The organism is Bacteroides finegoldii DSM 17565 (assembly GCF_000156195.1).
Lineage (GTDB): Bacteria > Bacteroidota > Bacteroidia > Bacteroidales > Bacteroidaceae > Bacteroides > Bacteroides finegoldii.
Genome location: NZ_GG688324.1, coordinates 76,488 through 93,573, shown reverse-complemented (window position 1 = coordinate 93,573; position 17,086 = coordinate 76,488). Strand labels below are relative to the sequence as shown.

The window sequence follows — 17,086 nt, the reverse complement described above, 5'->3', positions numbered from 1 at the left end:
AATTAAAAATTAAAGCAAAACATTATGAACGCATTTGATCAATATGAAGTATGGTTTGTAACAGGAGCACAGCTCCTGTACGGAGGTGACGCAGTAATCGCAGTAGACGCACACTCTAATGAAATGGTTAACGGGTTGAACAACTCCGGCAAACTCCCTGTAAAAGTGGTATACAAAGGAACTGCCAACTCTTCCAAAGAAGTGGAAGCTGTTTTCAAAGCTGCCAACAACGACGAGAAATGTGTCGGTGTCATCACTTGGATGCATACTTTCTCTCCTGCAAAAATGTGGATTCACGGTTTGCAACAGTTGAAGAAACCGTTGTTGCATCTGCATACTCAGTTCAACAAGGAAATTCCTTGGGATACAATGGACATGGACTTCATGAACCTGAATCAGTCGGCTCATGGCGACCGTGAATTCGGACACATCTGTACTCGTATGCGTATCCGTCGCAAAGTGGTAGTAGGTTATTGGAAAGACGAAGACACACTGCATAAGATTGCTGTATGGATGCGTGTTTGTGCAGGTTGGGCAGATTCTCAAGATATGCTGATCATTCGTTTTGGCGACCAGATGAACAATGTAGCCGTAACTGACGGTGACAAGGTGGAAGCGGAACAACGTATGGGTTATCATGTAGACTATTGTCCGGTAAGCGAACTGATGGAATATCACAAAGATATCAAGGACGCTGACGTAGACGCATTAGTAGCTACTTATTTCAAAGAATACGACCACGATGCTTCTTTGGAAGACAAATCAACCGAAGCTTATCAGAAGGTATGGAACGCCGCAAAAGCAGAATTGGCTCTTCGCGCTATCTTGAAAGCGAAAGGCGCAAAAGGATTCACAACCAATTTTGACGACTTGGGCGACTTGGAACATAACGGTTTCGACCAGATTCCGGGACTTGCTTCTCAACGTCTGATGGCGGAAGGTTATGGTTTCGGCGCCGAAGGCGACTGGAAATCCGCTGCTCTCTACCGCACTGTATGGGTAATGAATCAAGGACTTCCGAAAGGCTGTTCTTTCCTCGAAGATTACACATTGAACTTCAACGGTGCACAAAGTTCTATCTTACAATCACATATGTTGGAAGTTTGTCCGCTTATCGCAGCCAACAAACCTCGTCTGGAAGTGCACTTCCTCGGTATAGGTATTCGTAAGAGCCAGACAGCTCGTCTTGTCTTTACTTCTAAAGTCGGTACAGGTTGTACTGCAACTGTAGTAGACTTAGGCAACCGTTTCCGTCTGATTGTAAATGATGTGGAATGTATCGAACCGAAACCGCTGCCGAAATTACCGGTTGCTTCCGCTCTTTGGATTCCAATGCCTAACTTTGAAGTAGGTGCCGGTGCATGGATTCTGGCAGGTGGTACTCACCATTCTTGCTTCTCATATGATCTGACCGCTGAATACTGGGAAGATTATGCTGAAATCGCAGGTATCGAAATGGTACATATCAATAAAGATACGACTATCAGCTGCTTCAAGAAAGAGTTGCGCATGAATGAAGTATATTATATGTTGAATAAAGCACTTTGCTAAACACTATCCAACATGAAATCAGATGCAAAATCAACAATCGAAACAGGCAAAGCCATTCTTGGAATCGAACTCGGTTCTACACGGATAAAAGCCGTTTTGATTGATCAGGAAAACAAGCCGATTGCTCAAGGAAACCATACTTGGGAGAACCAGCTAGTTGACGGGCTTTGGACATACAGCATCGAAGCCATCTGGTCCGGTCTGCAAGATTGCTATGCCGATCTCCGCTCCAACGTGAAGAACTTATACGGCATAGAGATCGAGAACCTGGCAGCTATCGGTGTCAGTGCCATGATGCATGGTTATATGCCCTTCAATGCAAAAGAAGAAATCCTCGTACCTTTCCGTACCTGGAGAAATACGAATACCGGTCGCGCGGCAGCAGCTTTATCAGACCTGTTTGTCTACAACATTCCGTTGAGATGGAGTATTTCTCACTTGTACCAGGCAATTCTGGACAACGAAGCACATGTCAAAGACATTGACTTCCTGACTACTCTGGCAGGTTATGTGCATTGGCAGTTGACAGGCGAGAAAGTATTGGGCATAGGCGATGCATCCGGAATGCTCCCCATAGACCCGACCACCCACAACTATTCAGCCGAAATGGTGGCGAAATTCGACAAGCTGATTGCTCCTAATCAGTACAATTGGACACTGCAAGATATCCTGCCCAAGGTACTGTCGGCAGGTGAAAGTGCAGGTGTCCTTACACCTGAAGGAAGCAAGAAACTCGATGCATCCGGTCATTTGAAGGCAGGAATACCGGTATGTCCGCCGGAAGGAGACGCGGGTACCGGTATGGTTGCAACCAATGCTGTGAAACAACGTACAGGAAACGTATCGGCAGGAACATCCTCTTTCTCCATGATTGTATTGGAGAAAGAGTTGTCAAAGCCATACGAGATGATCGATATGGTCACCACTCCGGACGGAAGCCTGGTAGCTATGGTACATTGCAACAATTGCACATCCGATCTCAACGCATGGGTTAACTTGTTCAAAGAATACCAGGAGCTTCTGGGTATACCTGTAGACATGAACGAAATTTATAGCAAGCTCTATAACATTGCTCTCACAGGTGATGCCGATTGCGGAGGTCTACTCTCCTACAATTATATTTCAGGTGAGCCCGTCACAGGACTTGCAGAAGGAAGGCCCTTGTTTGTACGTTCTGCCAATGACAAGTTCAATCTGGCAAACTTCATGAGAAGCCATTTATACGCTTCCGTCGGAGTACTCAAGATTGGCAACGATATCCTGTTCAATGAAGAGAAAATCAAAGTGGACAGGATCACAGGTCACGGTGGATTATTCAAAACAAAGGGAGTAGGTCAAAGAATACTCGCAGCTGCCATCAACTCGCCTATTTCTGTAATGGAAACAGCCGGTGAAGGAGGTGCTTGGGGTATTGCCCTGCTCGGTTCTTACCTCGTGAACAATGAGAAAAAACAATCGCTTGCTGATTTTTTGGATGAGAAAGTATTTGTCGGAGACGCCGGTATCGAGGTATCGCCTACCGCTGAGGACGTAGCCGGTTTTAATACATACATCGAGAACTACAAGGCAGGATTGCCCATCGAAGAAGCAGCAGTGAAATTCAAATAGCCCTCATCATGGAGGGCTCTCCGCTTCTTTCTTAATCACCTAAGTATTAACATAAACTATTCCCATTCCCTCTCCGGAAAGGAGAGGGACAAGGGGAAACTATTATCATGAAAACCACACCGTTCATACTTGCACTTCTTCTATCCGCCTCACTGTCTAAAGCACAGAACGTTCCACAGGTTTCATACTTCCCCTTACAAGACGTCAAACTATTGGATAGCCCGTTCTTACAAGCCCAACAGACTGATTTGCATTACATACTCGCCCTTAATCCCGATCGCTTGCTGGCTCCTTTCTTACGCGAAGCGGGACTCACTCCGAAAGCTCCGAGTTATACAAATTGGGAAAACACCGGACTGGACGGACACATCGGCGGACATTATTTATCCGCACTCTCCATGATGTATGCCGCTACCGGAGATACCGCAATTTACAACCGGCTTAACTATATGCTTGACGAGCTATACCGTGCCCAACAAGCTGTCGGAACAGGTTTTATCGGAGGAACTCCGGGCAGTCTCCAACTTTGGAAAGAAATTAAAGCAGGTAATATCCGTGCCGGAGGTTTCGACCTCAATGGCAAATGGGTGCCTCTCTACAATATACACAAGACATACGCCGGATTACGGGACGCCTACCTCTATACAGGCAGCGACCAGGCACGCCGGATGTTGATTGCTTTTACAGATTGGATGATCGACATAACTTCCGGTCTGAGCGATCAGCAAATACAAGACATGCTCCGTAGCGAACATAGCGGACTAAACGAGACTTTCGCTGACGTAGCTGCAATTACGGGAGATAAAAAGTACTTGGAACTGGCACGTCGGTTCTCCCATAAGATTATCCTTGATCCGCTTATCAAAGATAAAGACCGACTGACAGGCATGCACGCCAACACCCAAATACCGAAAGTGATCGGTTACAAACGAATCGCCGAACTTTCACAGGACGACAAAAATTGGAATCACGCCGAAGAATGGGATCATGCAGCCCGTTTCTTCTGGAATACGGTTGTCAACAATCGCTCTGTCTGTATCGGAGGGAATAGTGTACGCGAGCATTTCCACCCGGCCGATAATTTTACCTCCATGATAAACGATGTGCAAGGGCCGGAGACCTGCAATACCTACAATATGCTCCGCCTTACTAAAATGCTTTATCAGAACTCTCACAATCCCTGCAATATAAATGAGCCCGACCCCAACTACATCAACTATTACGAACGTGCGCTTTACAACCATATCTTAGCGTCTCAAGAGCCGGATAAAGGCGGATTTGTATACTTCACTCCTATGCGACCGGGACATTACCGCGTTTATTCACAACCGGAAACATCTATGTGGTGTTGTGTCGGCTCTGGTCTGGAGAACCATACCAAATACGGTGAATTCATTTATGCGCATCAGAAAGATACGCTTTATGTCAATCTTTTCATCCCCTCACAACTGAACTGGAAAGAACAAGGCGTCATCTTGACACAGGAAACCCGCTTTCCCGATGACAATAAGGTTACTTTGCGAATAGATAAAGCTTCTAAGAAACAACGTACTTTAATGATACGCATTCCGGAATGGGCTAACCAATCTTCCAACTATTCAATTAGCATTAATGGGAAGAAAGAAACGTTTCCCACGAAAAAAGGAAATCAATATCTTCCTCTTTCCCGTAAATGGAAAAAAGGAGACGTCATAACCTTCAACCTGCCGATGAAAGTCACTATTGAACAAATCCCCGACAAGAAAGATTATTATGCTTTCTTATACGGTCCTATCGTTCTTGCAGCTTCCACAGGCACAGAACATCTCGATGGTCTGTATGCCGATGACAGTCGCGGCGGACATATCGCACATGGCAAACAAATTCCTTTGCAGGAAGTCCCGATGTTGATAGGAGCTCCCAATTCAATATGCAAAGATCTTCACAAAGAAAAGGGGAACCGGATCGCTTTCCGCTACAATGGAGATGTCTATCCGGCACAAGGCAAAGCATTGGAACTCGTTCCTTTCTTCCGCCTGCATAATTCCCGTTATGCCATTTACTTCCGGCAGACAAGTGAAGAGCGCTTCAAAGCCATTCAGGAAGAAATGGCAACAGCCGAACGAGAAACGGCCGAATTAGCCAATCAAACTATTGATCTTATCTTTCCCGGTGAACAGCAGCCGGAGTCTGACCATGCTATCCAATATGAGCAGGCAGAAACCGGAACGGATAAAGACAGACACTTCCGCCGTGCCAAAGGTTGGTTCGGCTATCAACTGAAAGTAAAAGAGGAAGCAAGCCGTCTCCTGATTACGATACGGAAAGATGACCGGAACAAAATGGCTATCCTCTTGAATAATGAAAAGTTGGCTGTTAAACCGACAATCAGTGAAGCGGACAAAGGCGGTTTTATTACTCTTTCTTATGCCCTGCCCCAAAAGTTGAACACGGGCAATTGTCCGATACGTTTCATCCCTGACGGGACGGAATGGACTCCTGCCATCTACGAAGTACGTTTGCTAAAATAAAAAAACAATCATTAAACAAATACCATTTATGAAAGCAAAATTATTAGTCAGCACAGCCTTTTTGGCAGCTTCAGTATCTCTTTCTGCACAAAAGAGCGCTACCATCACTTTACACGCCGATCAAGGTAAAGAAATTATCCCCAAAGAAATTTACGGTCAGTTTGCCGAACATTTGGGTTCATGTATCTACGGCGGTCTTTGGGTAGGCGAGAATTCGGATATTCCTAATATAAAGGGATATCGCACAGATGTATTCAATGCATTAAAAGAACTCGCCGTTCCTGTTCTTCGTTGGCCGGGTGGTTGTTTTGCCGATGAATACCACTGGATGGACGGTATCGGTCCCAAAGAGAACCGCCCGAAGATGGTAAATAACAACTGGGGAGGAACCATTGAAGACAATAGTTTCGGTACTCATGAGTTTCTAAACCTGTGTGAAATGCTGGGTTGCGAACCATACGTCAGTGGAAATGTAGGCAGCGGTACGGTAGAGGAACTCGCCAAATGGGTAGAATATATGACATCTGACGGTGACTCTCCTATGGCGAACCTTCGCCGCAAAAACGGGCGCGACAAAGCATGGAAGATTAAATATCTGGGTGTAGGAAATGAAAGTTGGGGATGTGGCGGCAGTATGCGTCCCGAATACTATGCAGACCTGTACCGTCGTTACTCCACCTATTGCCGCAACTATGACGACAACCGTCTCTTCAAGATTGCCAGCGGAGCCAGTGATTACGACTATAACTGGACTGATGTATTGATGAATCGTGTAGGACACCGTATGCAAGGTCTTTCTCTTCATTATTACACCGTAACGGGCTGGAGTGGCAGTAAAACTTCCGCTACTCAATTCAACAAAGACGACTATTATTGGACAATGGGCAAATGCCTTGAAGTGGAAGAAGTCCTCAAAAAACATTGCGCCATCATGGACAAATATGACAAGGATAAAAAAATCGCCCTTTTACTCGACGAATGGGGAACTTGGTGGGACGAAGAACCCGGAACCATCAGAGGACACCTCTATCAGCAAAACACATTGCGCGACGCTTTCGTTGCCTCTTTGAGCCTTGACGTATTTCATAAATACACCGATCGTCTGAAAATGGCAAATATCGCACAAGTTGTCAATGTACTTCAATCCATGATTCTGACAAAAGGAAAAGAGATGGTACTGACTCCCAGCTATTATGTTTTCAAAATGTATAAGGTACATCAAGACGCCACTTATCTCCCTATCGACCTGGAGTGTGAAAAGATGAATGTACGCGATAACCGTACCGTACCGATGGTAAGCGCCACAGCCTCCAAAGACAAAAACGGTGTTATCCATATTTCCCTTTCAAACGTAAATGCCGATGAAACACAGGAAATCACCATCAATCTGGGAGACACAAAGGCAAAGAAAGCTACCGGAGAAATCCTGACCTCTGCAAAACTCACCGATTACAATTCTTTTGAAAATCCTAATATTGTAAAACCGGCACCTTTCAAAGAGGTAAAAATCAATAAAGGCACAATGAAGGTAAAACTTCCTGCTAAGTCGATTGTTACTTTAGAGTTACAGTAAATCAAGGGCTATTACTTATTGTATTATAAACAAGAAGACAAGTAAAATGGTAACAAAAAAGATAGCTCTTTTGGATTGTTAAATCCACATAAAGAGTTATCTTTGCCAACAATCTTACAGAAATCAATTAATTTTAATAATATGAACGATAATAAACTTATGAATCGTGCAGCGGATAACATCCGTATTCTTGCTGCTTCAATGGTTGAGAAAGCCAATTCCGGTCACCCGGGTGGCGCCATGGGTGGTGCTGACTTTGTGAATGTACTCTTTTCTGAGTTTTTAGTATATGATCCGGAGAATCCCCGCTGGGAAGGACGCGACCGTTTCTTCCTCGATCCGGGACATATGTCTCCAATGCTTTATTCAACATTGGCACTGACCGGTAAATTCACATTGGATGAATTGAAAGAATTCCGCCAATGGGGAAGCCCCACTCCGGGACATCCGGAAGTGGACATCATGCGTGGTATCGAAAATACTTCCGGTCCGCTGGGACAAGGACACACTTTTGCAGTAGGTGCTGCCATTGCCGCTAAATTTCTGAAAGCACGCTTCAACGAAGTGATGAATCAGACTATCTACGCTTATATCTCTGATGGCGGTATCCAGGAAGAGATTTCTCAAGGTTCCGGACGTATTGCCGGTGCATTGGGTCTGGATAATCTGATCATGTTCTACGACTCCAACGACATTCAGCTTTCTACAGAAACGAAAGATGTAACTATAGAAGATACTGCCATGAAGTATGAGGCATGGGGATGGAAAGTACTGAGTATCAATGGTAATGATCCTGACGAAATCCGTGCAGCGATCAAAGAGGCACAGGCGGAAAAGGAACGTCCGACATTGATTATCGGTAAGACTGTGATGGGTAAAGGCGCACGCAAAGCGGACGGTAGCAGCTATGAAGCTAACTGCGCTACACACGGTGCTCCTCTCGGTGGCGACGCATATGTAAATACAATTAAGAATTTAGGCGGTGATCCTACCAACCCGTTCGTTATATTCCCGGAAGTAGCCGAACTGTATGCAAAACGTGCAGAAGAATTGAAAAAGATCGTAGCTGAAAGATATGCAGTGAAAGCCGCATGGGCAAAAGCTAATCCGGAACTTGCAGCCAAACTGGAACTGTTCTTCTCCGGCAAAGCTCCGAAAGTGGATTGGGCCGCTATCGAACAGAAAGCAGGCAGCGCTACTCGCGCCGCATCGGCAACCGTATTAGGTGCTCTCGCTACACAAGTAGAAAATATGATTGTAGCTTCTGCCGACCTTTCCAACTCTGACAAGACCGACGGTTTCTTGAAAAAGACTCATTCGTTCAAGAAAGGCGATTTCAGCGGAGCATTCTTCCAGGCAGGTGTATCTGAACTGTCAATGGCTTGTATCTGTATCGGTATGTCGCTTCACGGTGGTGTAATCGCAGCTTGCGGCACATTCTTCGTATTCTCCGATTACATGAAACCTGCCGTACGTATGGCTGCATTGATGGAACAACCCGTGAAGTTCATTTGGACACACGATGCGTTCCGTGTAGGCGAAGACGGCCCTACTCACGAACCGGTAGAACAGGAAGCACAAATCCGCTTGATGGAAAAGCTTAAAAACCACAAGGGACACAACTCTATGTTGGTACTCCGTCCGGCAGATGCAGAAGAAACAACTATCGCATGGAAACTTGCAATGGAGAATATGTCCACTCCGACAGGTCTGATTTTCTCCCGCCAGAATATTGCTAACTTACCGGAAGGAACAGATTACGAACAAGCAGCGAAAGGCGCTTATATCGTGGCCGGTTCTGACGAAAACCCGGATGTAGTTTTAGTAGCTTCCGGTTCTGAAGTTTCCACTTTGGTAGCCGGTACAGAGTTGCTCCGCAAAGATGGTGTAAAAGTACGTATTGTATCTGCTCCGTCTGAGGGGCTGTTCCGTAACCAATCCAAAGAATACCAAGAATCTGTTCTCCCTGCAAATGCCAAGATTTTCGGTTTGACCGCCGGTTTGCCTGTTACTCTTCAGGGTCTGGTAGGCTGCCATGGCAAAGTATGGGGCTTGGAATCTTTTGGTTTCTCCGCACCTTACAAAGTACTGGATGAGAAACTTGGATTCACAGCCGAAAATGTATATAACCAAGTAAAAGCAATGCTCTAATGAAAACAATCGGATTAGCATGCGACCACGCCGGTTTTGAACTGAAAGAATATGTTCGCGGCTGGCTGGAAGTAAAAGGCTGGGCATACAAAGACTTCGGGACCACCTCTGCAGCAAGTGTAGATTATCCGGATTATGCCCACCCGCTGGCTCTTGCAGTGGAATCGGGTGAATGTTATCCCGGTATTGCTATCTGCGGCAGTGGAAACGGAATCAATATGACACTGAACAAGCATCAGGGGATTCGTGCAGCTCTTTGCTGGAATGCAGAGATTGCGCATTTGGCACGTCAGCACAATGACGCCAATATCTTGGTCATGCCGGGACGCTTCATCAGCACAGAAGAAGCGGACATGATTTTAACCGAGTTTTTCTCTACCGAGTTTGAAGGGGGACGTCATCAGAAACGTATCGACAAGATTCCGGTGAAATGAGCCTAAAATAAAGTAAACAAAGCAGTAAAGCTGTTCTTCTTTCAGGAGAGCAGCTTTATTTATATTTATCAAACAAAACCGGCAATAAACTGATAACAGAAATAACCGCAGACAACCAGTTTTAACAAGGTTCCCAATATGAATCCTATCAAGGAACCGAATCCTGATTTAAGCGCCTGTGAGAAATCCTTATTTCCCAGCAGTTCCCCAATGACAGCTCCCAGAAACGGACCGAGAATAATCCCCCATGGTAAGAAAAGAAGACCGGCAAGAGTACCTATTATACATCCCCAATTTCCCCACTTACTGCCACCACTGTATTTACTGCCCAACATTGGAGTAAAATAATCCAGGACCTGTAATACAACCACAATCAGCAACCATACAATTAGTTGCGTAGTACTGTACCCCACCTTATCTGTACAATGAAGAATAAACAGTCCCAAATAAGCAATAGGAGGACCAGGAAGAAACGGAAGAATACAACCGGCTAATCCGGCAATCATACAGAGAGCACCAATGAAAATCAAAATAACGTCCAGCATAATCTGTTCAAATTTAATTCTGTATAGATTAGATAGAATACCATCTACAAAAATACAAAAAGAAAAGTAAAAGAAAAACCGTCACTCACGTGAAAGTAATTCTTTTACTTCTCTATAACTTAATGAACAAACTTAATAATTAACCTTATGACTTAAATGTCTTCAGTGTACATCATAAACATACAATTATCTTATTATTCCCATTAGATTTTAAAGGGTGTCATTTTCAGATATACCCGATAATCTTTAATCATACCTGTCTTACCGGCTTCTGCTCTCGGCAAATATGAAAATCCGGTTACTACCTTATCTTCACCAAGATTAATCACAATCTGATGCGGGAATTTATGTTTGGCAGCCGAAGAATAGCTTGTGTGCCAAAAGGTAGATTCCTGCAAGTCGAACACATTCGTTGCAATATTATTCGCTTCTTCTGTTTCCTCACTATCTGCATAAACAACTTTCCAATGTTGACGTGACAAGGGTTTCCCATCAGCTCCCAGTAACTCCAACTCAGCAATAGCTGCAAAATCTTTCCCATCATGTGCATTCAATGCTTCGAGACAGAAGAAACGAGTTTCCACCTCTTTTCCAAACTTCACATGTTGCCAACCATTACCCGCCCTGAAAGAACCTTTATAAACGGGTGTTTCTCCGCTCAAGTCCAAGTTCTCACCTACTTTACGATGTGCATAGGCAGCACCATGAACGCGTAAATTATCGAGAATAGGTTGTTGCAAGCCTGCCGTTTCCGGTTGTACAGGTCCAGCCATATCCAATATAATCACTTCATTCTCTCCTTTCTTCAACCAACATCCCGGCACATATAAGGTTTGTTGTGGCCCAATTTCCCAGTAACGTCCAATAGCATAACCGTTCACCCAAACCATACCTTTACTCCAGGTAGTCATATTCAAGAATGTATCACCTGTTTTGTCCAACGTAAAGGTTCCCCGATAGTAGGCAGGATATTTCTGGGGATTATCCTGTTTTACAAATTTCTTATTTTGCGCAAAAGCATAATCAACCGGAATATTATAAACTTTCCAGTTCTTCAATGAAGTAATAACACCATTATTCGACTGGACTTCCACTTTTTCAGTGATACCCTTCCAATCATAAATGCCTTTACCAAAATTCATACGCCCCATTGCTTCTACCAAAATATCCAGCTGGGCCCCTTCTTTCATTGGAGGAAGAATAACCGTACCTTCACCTTTTAAACGACTCAACGTAGCTAACTTCCTGCCATCCAAGAAAACTTGCGCCCAGTCATGAGCCTCTGTGATTGTCAGAGTCTGTTCCTCTTTAGATGCCGGTAGTGTAGTCCGGTACAGAATACTTCCCCATCCTTGATCAAACGCCTCCATTGACTGAATATTTTCACTAATCTTTGGCTCCGGCAAATTATCAAACAGTATCGCCACTTCATCCAACTTGAATGACGGAATGGCAATAGTCGGAACAGAATCCGGAATTTCCGGCAATGACTCGCCTTCGGGTAAATAGTTACTTAACAAATTGCGTACCTCAAAATATTTGGGAGTGACTTTTCCTGATTCATTGATGGGAGCATCATAATCATAAGACGTACACGTCGGAGAGAAATTAGGGAAATTTGCTCCTCCCCAATGTCCGAAACTAGTACCTCCATGAGTCATATACAAACTAAATGAAATATTCCGGTCAAGCATTTCTTTCATTCCTTTTACCAAATCCTCCGCACTACGTGTCTCATGCTTCGCTCCCCAATGATCGAACCATCCGGACCAAAACTCACTACACATCAACGGAATATCAGGACGGAGTTCTTGCAACCGCTTAAATTGATCGTCAATATTAGCCCCTGTACCAAAGTTGATTGTCCAAAGCAAATCATCCAATGCATTATTCTCAAAGTTCGAATTCCAGTCACATTGGAATAAAGGAACTCCTGTGAAACCTGCTTGCTTTACAATATCACGTATTTCGGCAATGTATGGTTTGTCTATTCCGAATGATCCATATTCATTCTCAACCTGTACCATAATGATATTGCCACCTTTACTAATCTGGAGATCGGTAAGCTGTTTACCCACTTCATTCATGAACAATTTCACCCGCTCCATATAATACGGATCCTGTTCACGAAGCTTGATGTCCTTCTTCTTTAATAACCACCAAGGCAATCCACCCATTTCCCACTCTGCACAAACATACGGTCCGGGACGAACGATCACATACATTCCGTTTTCCTGCGCCAGCCGACAGAAAGCCGCAATATCTTTTTGACCGGTAAAGTCATATTTTCCCTCTTCCGGCTCATGAAAATTCCAAAAGACATAAAGACAAATGGTATTCATACCTAATGCCTTACACATTTTGATACGATGCTCCCAATACTCTTTTGGTATACGGGGATAATGAATTTCGGCTGCTTTTACCACAAACGGGTTTCCGTTAAGTAAAAATGTCTTGTCCCCTATTTCAAATGTCTCTTTCGAAGATTGGGAACAGGAAGTGCTGAAAACAGTCACTAATAAAATAAGCAAATACAATAAAGGTTTCTTCATTTTCTAATCTATTGTTTTCATGATACAATACTATTTCCAAATAAATCCACCATCGGTCAATGTTTCCATTCAGACCGACAGCGAATTTGCAAATCAATCGATGTGTTACCTAAAAACTAAAACTATTACCTATTGAAAACTAAATGCATTGCAAAGATGAGATATTCTTTTTATACAAAGGTCTTCAAATCGGTCAAAACAGGACAATATTCATTCAATATAGTTTAAATCTTACTTTTTAACAGCGATTTTTTTATTCATTATAAAAAAATCCCGCCAATACATTTTACAGTATTGACGGGACCAACATATATAATAAAGGTTAGTTAGTGTAATGAACCGTATGTCACATTATCCTCCTTTACGTTCTTAACGTTATGGACTTTTTTCACAAAATCGTTCACCTTATCCACATGTACGTCTTTTATAACCACATTTCTGACAGGCAATTTTGCGTCCCCCTTTAACTCATATATCGCATCAGCAGAATCACAAATCACATTTTTCAAATAAATGCCATCAATACGAGTAATACGTTCTTCATAAGTAGGAACAAGCTCCCTCCACTGATAGAGTACATCTGTATCTATTTCCAATACACGTTGCACATGCCCTGTTCTTATATTTTCCATGTGAATATTTTCAACAAACGCTCCTCGTCTATGATTTGTCTTCACAAAGAAAAGTCGTCGTACAGATTGTGGTGCTTTACAATCATGCATATACACATTACGAATACCACCTGAAATTTCACTGCCAATTCCTAATAAAGTATGCCCTTCCAAAATATTACAATTACGAATTACAATATTTTCAGTCGGAGTGTTTAATCTCCAGGCGTCACGATTACGACCGGCCTTAATCACCACCGCATCATCACCTTGGTCAAAGGTACAATCCTCCACTAAAAAATTACGAGTCATCTCCAAATCAATACCGTCATTATTGTGTCCATGCGCTTTAACATCCAGATTACGTACTATCCCGCCATTGCACATATACATATGAATCGTCCAAAAGGGGCTTTCACGAATCTTAAAACTATCAAGCAGTACATTCTCGCAACGATTAAAATGTATCAGATGCGGACGAAGATGGTTCTCACCTACCGCCATCTGTCGTTTTTCAACAGGTACATCTTTGGATGCCATCGTATACAACTTTCTAAGTGCATCCATGTGAGCCTTAGGACGGGCAAACCACTTCTTCCAACAATCCATCTTCGGACTTAACAGACCTGTTCCTGTAATAGCCACATTCTTGCACTCAAGAGCATAAATCAAAGGTGAATAGTTATAACATTCCATCCCCTCCCAAGACGTCATTACGGCTGGCAAATAATGAGAAGGATTATCCGTAAAACGTAGTACCGCCCCTTCAGCCAAATACAAGTTTACATTACTCTTGAGATGGATTGGTCCGGTCAACCATTCTCCTTCAGGTATAACTACTCTCCCACCTCCTGCCTGATTACAAGCAGCTATAGCACCCGCAATTGCATCAGAAACATCCGCCTCTCCTCCTTTTACAGCACCATAATTTACAATGGAGAAATCTTGATCAGGATATATAAACTCTTTTATTGGCTTCATTGAAAATGGCGCATCCACTTTCACATATTTGAATTGTCCCCACAGAGTTGCAAAAGAGACAGCCAACAGTCCTATAGTAAATAAAAATTTCTTCATTTAATAATGTATTGCATGATCCTTGGGAAATTCATGTCCACTCCACGCCTTTTTAGAGGTCCAGTCTTGAGGTTTTGAAGTCCAAAAAGAATGATTGGCAGGAAGTCCTAATGGTAGAAATACTTCTGATGTAATATACATACTTCCATTATTACTATACCAATCCGCTAGCCCGGTCTGATGCCCGGCAAAGCCTAATTGCAAAAATCCTTTCTCATTGAAATTACCATCAACAGCAAACAAACGTTTCATGACGCAAGTTAAAGCATTACGTACCTGGCCTTCCGGAAGTTCTTCGGGCAGCATTTCTTTCCAGCAAAGCATTGACAATGGCTGAAAAACTCCCAAACGATAAGTCATCGAACGACCGAATACCGGAAAAGATGCTTCAGGAAATATAAAACGTTCCAAAATCATTCCGAAACGCTGCATGCGTTTCTTAGCCAAATCTTCTGTTTTCTTTTGCATCTCCAAACTACGGTCATGCAACATTACTTTATGATCGTTGACAGTCTGCATTACTTGTACAAACATAGGTTGAATCACATAACTATTATAGTAATCGAATGCAAAAGTTTCTCCATCCGAATACCAGCCATCACCTACATACCACTCTTCTGCTTTTCGAACAGCTGTATGAATGCGGAACAAATCGTATTGTGCATCGGCTTCCATCAAAAAAGATTCAATCATAGCTGAAAACAATAGCCAATTTGTGTATGGCGGATCAATCCGACGCAATAACTGAAATTCTTTAATATAACGTTGTTTTGTCACTTCATCCAATGGTTCCCAAAGCTGCTTTTTAGCACGAAGAAAGCTACTGGCAATGTAAGCTGCATCTACCAAAGGCTGTCCTTCATTTCTCCATAAGAGATAATCAGGGCTATCCGGGTCAACAGCATGTGCGTAGCTCTTCAAAGCCCATTCCCGCAATTGCTTACGCATTTTACCCTCTTCCGTATCATCGTCGGGCAAGGAAAGCCAGGGAGCAATACCGGACATCAGACGCCCGAAACACTCCATGTAAGTCACATCCTTACTGCGTCCATCCCATGTCGGACTGATTTCCACCTGCATATTTTTCTTCAACTCCCCTTTGCTCATATTACTCAATACAGGAGCAGCAATCTTATATGCCATCTGTGCCCAATATTCACGGTCACTGATTTCCTTTTCTACCTTCCCCTTTTTAGCATAAGTTACTGTACTGAACACACACAATAAAATGAAGACCAGGATATTTTTATTTTTCATCATTACATTCAAATATAAAAAACAATTTTAATTATTCAGATATTTCACCATTTCAGAACCCGCCAACAGGAAAGCTCCTACCCCAAAGTCCGCAGTCGTCTCCGGTCCTACATTCTTATGTTGGTCTGCTCTTTCACCGATTGGTTGTACATAGCCTATCTTTCCATTGGGTTGCAAGGCTATTTCAGTCAAGTATTTCCAACCTTGTTTTATAACAGGTTCATAAGTTGATTTATCCAAAAATCCATTATTCACACCCCAAAGATACCCATAGGTAAAGAAAGCTGTCCCACTTGTTTCACGTCCCGGAGCCTGCACCGGATCCAACAAACTACGGGTCCAGTATCCTTCTTCCTGTTGTGCAGCAGCCAATGATTTAGCCATAGCTTGGTATATGGTAATATATTCAGCACGATGTGCATCATTTTCGGGTAGGTCCTGCAAAACTTTAGCCAAACCTGCAAACACCCAACCGTTACCCCTAGACCAAAAGTCTTTCAATCCTTGATTTGTCTTATGTTTCGGGTAGATGTATTTTCCATCGCGATAAAACAGGGCACTCTCCTCATCATACATGAGATTTTTAGCATAAGTAAAGTACTCATAGAGTTTATCCAAATATTGCTGATTACCTGTAACCTTATAAAGTTTGGTCATCACCGGCATTACCATATACAATCCGTCTGCCCACCACCAATAGTCATTATTGGGAGTTGACATTTCATATTCCATCACTTCCTTGGCACGGGCTATTTTATACTCTGCCGGCTCACGGTCCATGTTATACAAGTCAATATAAGTCTGGAAACAAATCTGCCAATCTCCAAAGAGAACATGTTCCATCGTTTCACCATAATTATATTTCCACTTGGATTTATCATCAGAAGTAGCTCCCTTCCATTGGTTCTTTTCAGCCCATGCTTCCGAATACTTCTTGTAAGTCTCATTACCGGTTACTTCATAAGCTGCAATATTTCCGGTATGATAAGCAGCCGGATGCCAAAAGGCAAATGCCGGTTCTGGATTCTCCGCCTGCCAATAGTCATTTACCTTCTTAATAGTCTCAATAACCTTTGACTTCGTCCATACACTATCGGTAATTGCTTCATTCTGATTGTTACTCTTACCTGATTTACATCCTGCCATGCTAATACTGAAAACACAGCTTAATACCCAAAAAGAAATTTTTCTAAAGTTCATTAATTATACAGTTTTTC

Annotated in this window: 11 protein-coding genes; 6 read left to right on the top strand and 5 right to left on the bottom strand. The window is 43.1% G+C overall.

Annotation, left to right across the window (positions count from 1 at the left end):
• Positions 1-24 precede the first annotated feature (24 nt).
• The 6 genes from araA (at position 25) to rpiB (ending at position 9,827) form a co-directional block, all read left to right on the top strand.
• Positions 25-1,551 (top strand): L-arabinose isomerase, encoded by a 1,527-nt coding sequence (gene araA, locus BACFIN_RS09340; RefSeq protein ID WP_007753681.1) that lies wholly within the window; start codon positions 25-27, stop codon positions 1,549-1,551.
• Positions 1,552-1,563: 12 nt separating this feature from the next.
• The gene (locus BACFIN_RS09345; protein ID WP_007753679.1) at positions 1,564-3,159 is read left to right on the top strand and encodes a xylulokinase; all 1,596 of its coding nucleotides are present in this window, start codon (positions 1,564-1,566) and stop codon (positions 3,157-3,159) included.
• Between the two features lie 107 nt (positions 3,160-3,266).
• The gene (locus BACFIN_RS09350) at positions 3,267-5,669 is read left to right on the top strand and encodes a beta-L-arabinofuranosidase (RefSeq protein WP_007753677.1); all 2,403 of its coding nucleotides are present in this window, start codon (positions 3,267-3,269) and stop codon (positions 5,667-5,669) included.
• Positions 5,670-5,697: 28 nt separating this feature from the next.
• Complete coding sequence (locus BACFIN_RS09355; RefSeq protein WP_007753676.1) at positions 5,698-7,242, top strand: alpha-N-arabinofuranosidase; 1,545 nt, start codon at positions 5,698-5,700, stop codon at positions 7,240-7,242.
• A 141-nt stretch (positions 7,243-7,383) separates the two neighbouring features.
• Positions 7,384-9,393 carry a transketolase family protein gene (locus tag BACFIN_RS09360; RefSeq protein ID WP_007753675.1) on the top strand — a complete coding sequence of 670 codons (2,010 nt, stop codon included), beginning with the start codon at positions 7,384-7,386 and terminating at the stop codon, positions 9,391-9,393.
• Entirely contained in the window at positions 9,393-9,827 is a 435-nt protein-coding gene (gene rpiB / locus BACFIN_RS09365; protein WP_007753674.1) for a ribose 5-phosphate isomerase B, read from the top strand. The genes BACFIN_RS09360 and rpiB overlap by 1 nt, the downstream gene beginning before the upstream one ends.
• A gap of 68 nt (positions 9,828-9,895) precedes the next feature.
• Here the strand turns inward: rpiB and BACFIN_RS09370 are convergent, their stop codons facing one another.
• From BACFIN_RS09370 to BACFIN_RS09390, 5 genes are all read right to left on the bottom strand, one after another.
• Positions 9,896-10,372, bottom strand: a complete 477-nt coding sequence (locus tag BACFIN_RS09370) for a DUF456 domain-containing protein (RefSeq protein WP_007753671.1) — start codon at positions 10,370-10,372, stop codon at positions 9,896-9,898.
• Between the two features lie 203 nt (positions 10,373-10,575).
• The gene (locus BACFIN_RS09375) at positions 10,576-12,924 is read right to left on the bottom strand and encodes a beta-galactosidase (protein ID WP_007753670.1); all 2,349 of its coding nucleotides are present in this window, start codon (positions 12,922-12,924) and stop codon (positions 10,576-10,578) included.
• 326 nt (positions 12,925-13,250) lie between these two features.
• Entirely contained in the window at positions 13,251-14,612 is a 1,362-nt protein-coding gene (locus BACFIN_RS09380) for an alpha-d-galacturonidase (protein WP_007753668.1), read from the bottom strand.
• The gene (locus BACFIN_RS09385) at positions 14,613-15,869 is read right to left on the bottom strand and encodes a DUF2264 domain-containing protein (RefSeq protein ID WP_374728451.1); all 1,257 of its coding nucleotides are present in this window, start codon (positions 15,867-15,869) and stop codon (positions 14,613-14,615) included.
• A 27-nt stretch (positions 15,870-15,896) separates the two neighbouring features.
• Positions 15,897-17,069 carry a glycoside hydrolase family 88/105 protein gene (locus BACFIN_RS09390; protein ID WP_032839609.1) on the bottom strand — a complete coding sequence of 391 codons (1,173 nt, stop codon included), beginning with the start codon at positions 17,067-17,069 and terminating at the stop codon, positions 15,897-15,899.
• Between the last annotated feature and the right edge of the window lie 17 nt (positions 17,070-17,086).

Excerpts from the sequence above, each read along its gene's own strand:
- BACFIN_RS09390 (WP_032839609.1), bottom strand. The coding sequence starts at position 17,069 with ATGAACTTTAGAAAAATTTCTTTTTGGGTATTAAGCTGTGTTTTCAGT.
- BACFIN_RS09345 (WP_007753679.1), top strand. The coding sequence starts at position 1,564 with ATGAAATCAGATGCAAAATCAACAATCGAAACAGGCAAAGCCATTCTT.
- BACFIN_RS09375 (WP_007753670.1), bottom strand. The coding sequence starts at position 12,924 with ATGAAGAAACCTTTATTGTATTTGCTTATTTTATTAGTGACTGTTTTC.
- BACFIN_RS09380 (WP_007753668.1), bottom strand. The coding sequence starts at position 14,612 with ATGAAGAAATTTTTATTTACTATAGGACTGTTGGCTGTCTCTTTTGCA.
- BACFIN_RS09370 (WP_007753671.1), bottom strand. The coding sequence starts at position 10,372 with ATGCTGGACGTTATTTTGATTTTCATTGGTGCTCTCTGTATGATTGCC.
- rpiB (WP_007753674.1), top strand. The coding sequence starts at position 9,393 with ATGAAAACAATCGGATTAGCATGCGACCACGCCGGTTTTGAACTGAAA.
- BACFIN_RS09355 (WP_007753676.1), top strand. The coding sequence starts at position 5,698 with ATGAAAGCAAAATTATTAGTCAGCACAGCCTTTTTGGCAGCTTCAGTA.
- BACFIN_RS09360 (WP_007753675.1), top strand. The coding sequence starts at position 7,384 with ATGAACGATAATAAACTTATGAATCGTGCAGCGGATAACATCCGTATT.
- BACFIN_RS09385 (WP_374728451.1), bottom strand. The coding sequence starts at position 15,869 with ATGAAAAATAAAAATATCCTGGTCTTCATTTTATTGTGTGTGTTCAGT.
- BACFIN_RS09350 (WP_007753677.1), top strand. The coding sequence starts at position 3,267 with ATGAAAACCACACCGTTCATACTTGCACTTCTTCTATCCGCCTCACTG.
- araA (WP_007753681.1), top strand. The coding sequence starts at position 25 with ATGAACGCATTTGATCAATATGAAGTATGGTTTGTAACAGGAGCACAG.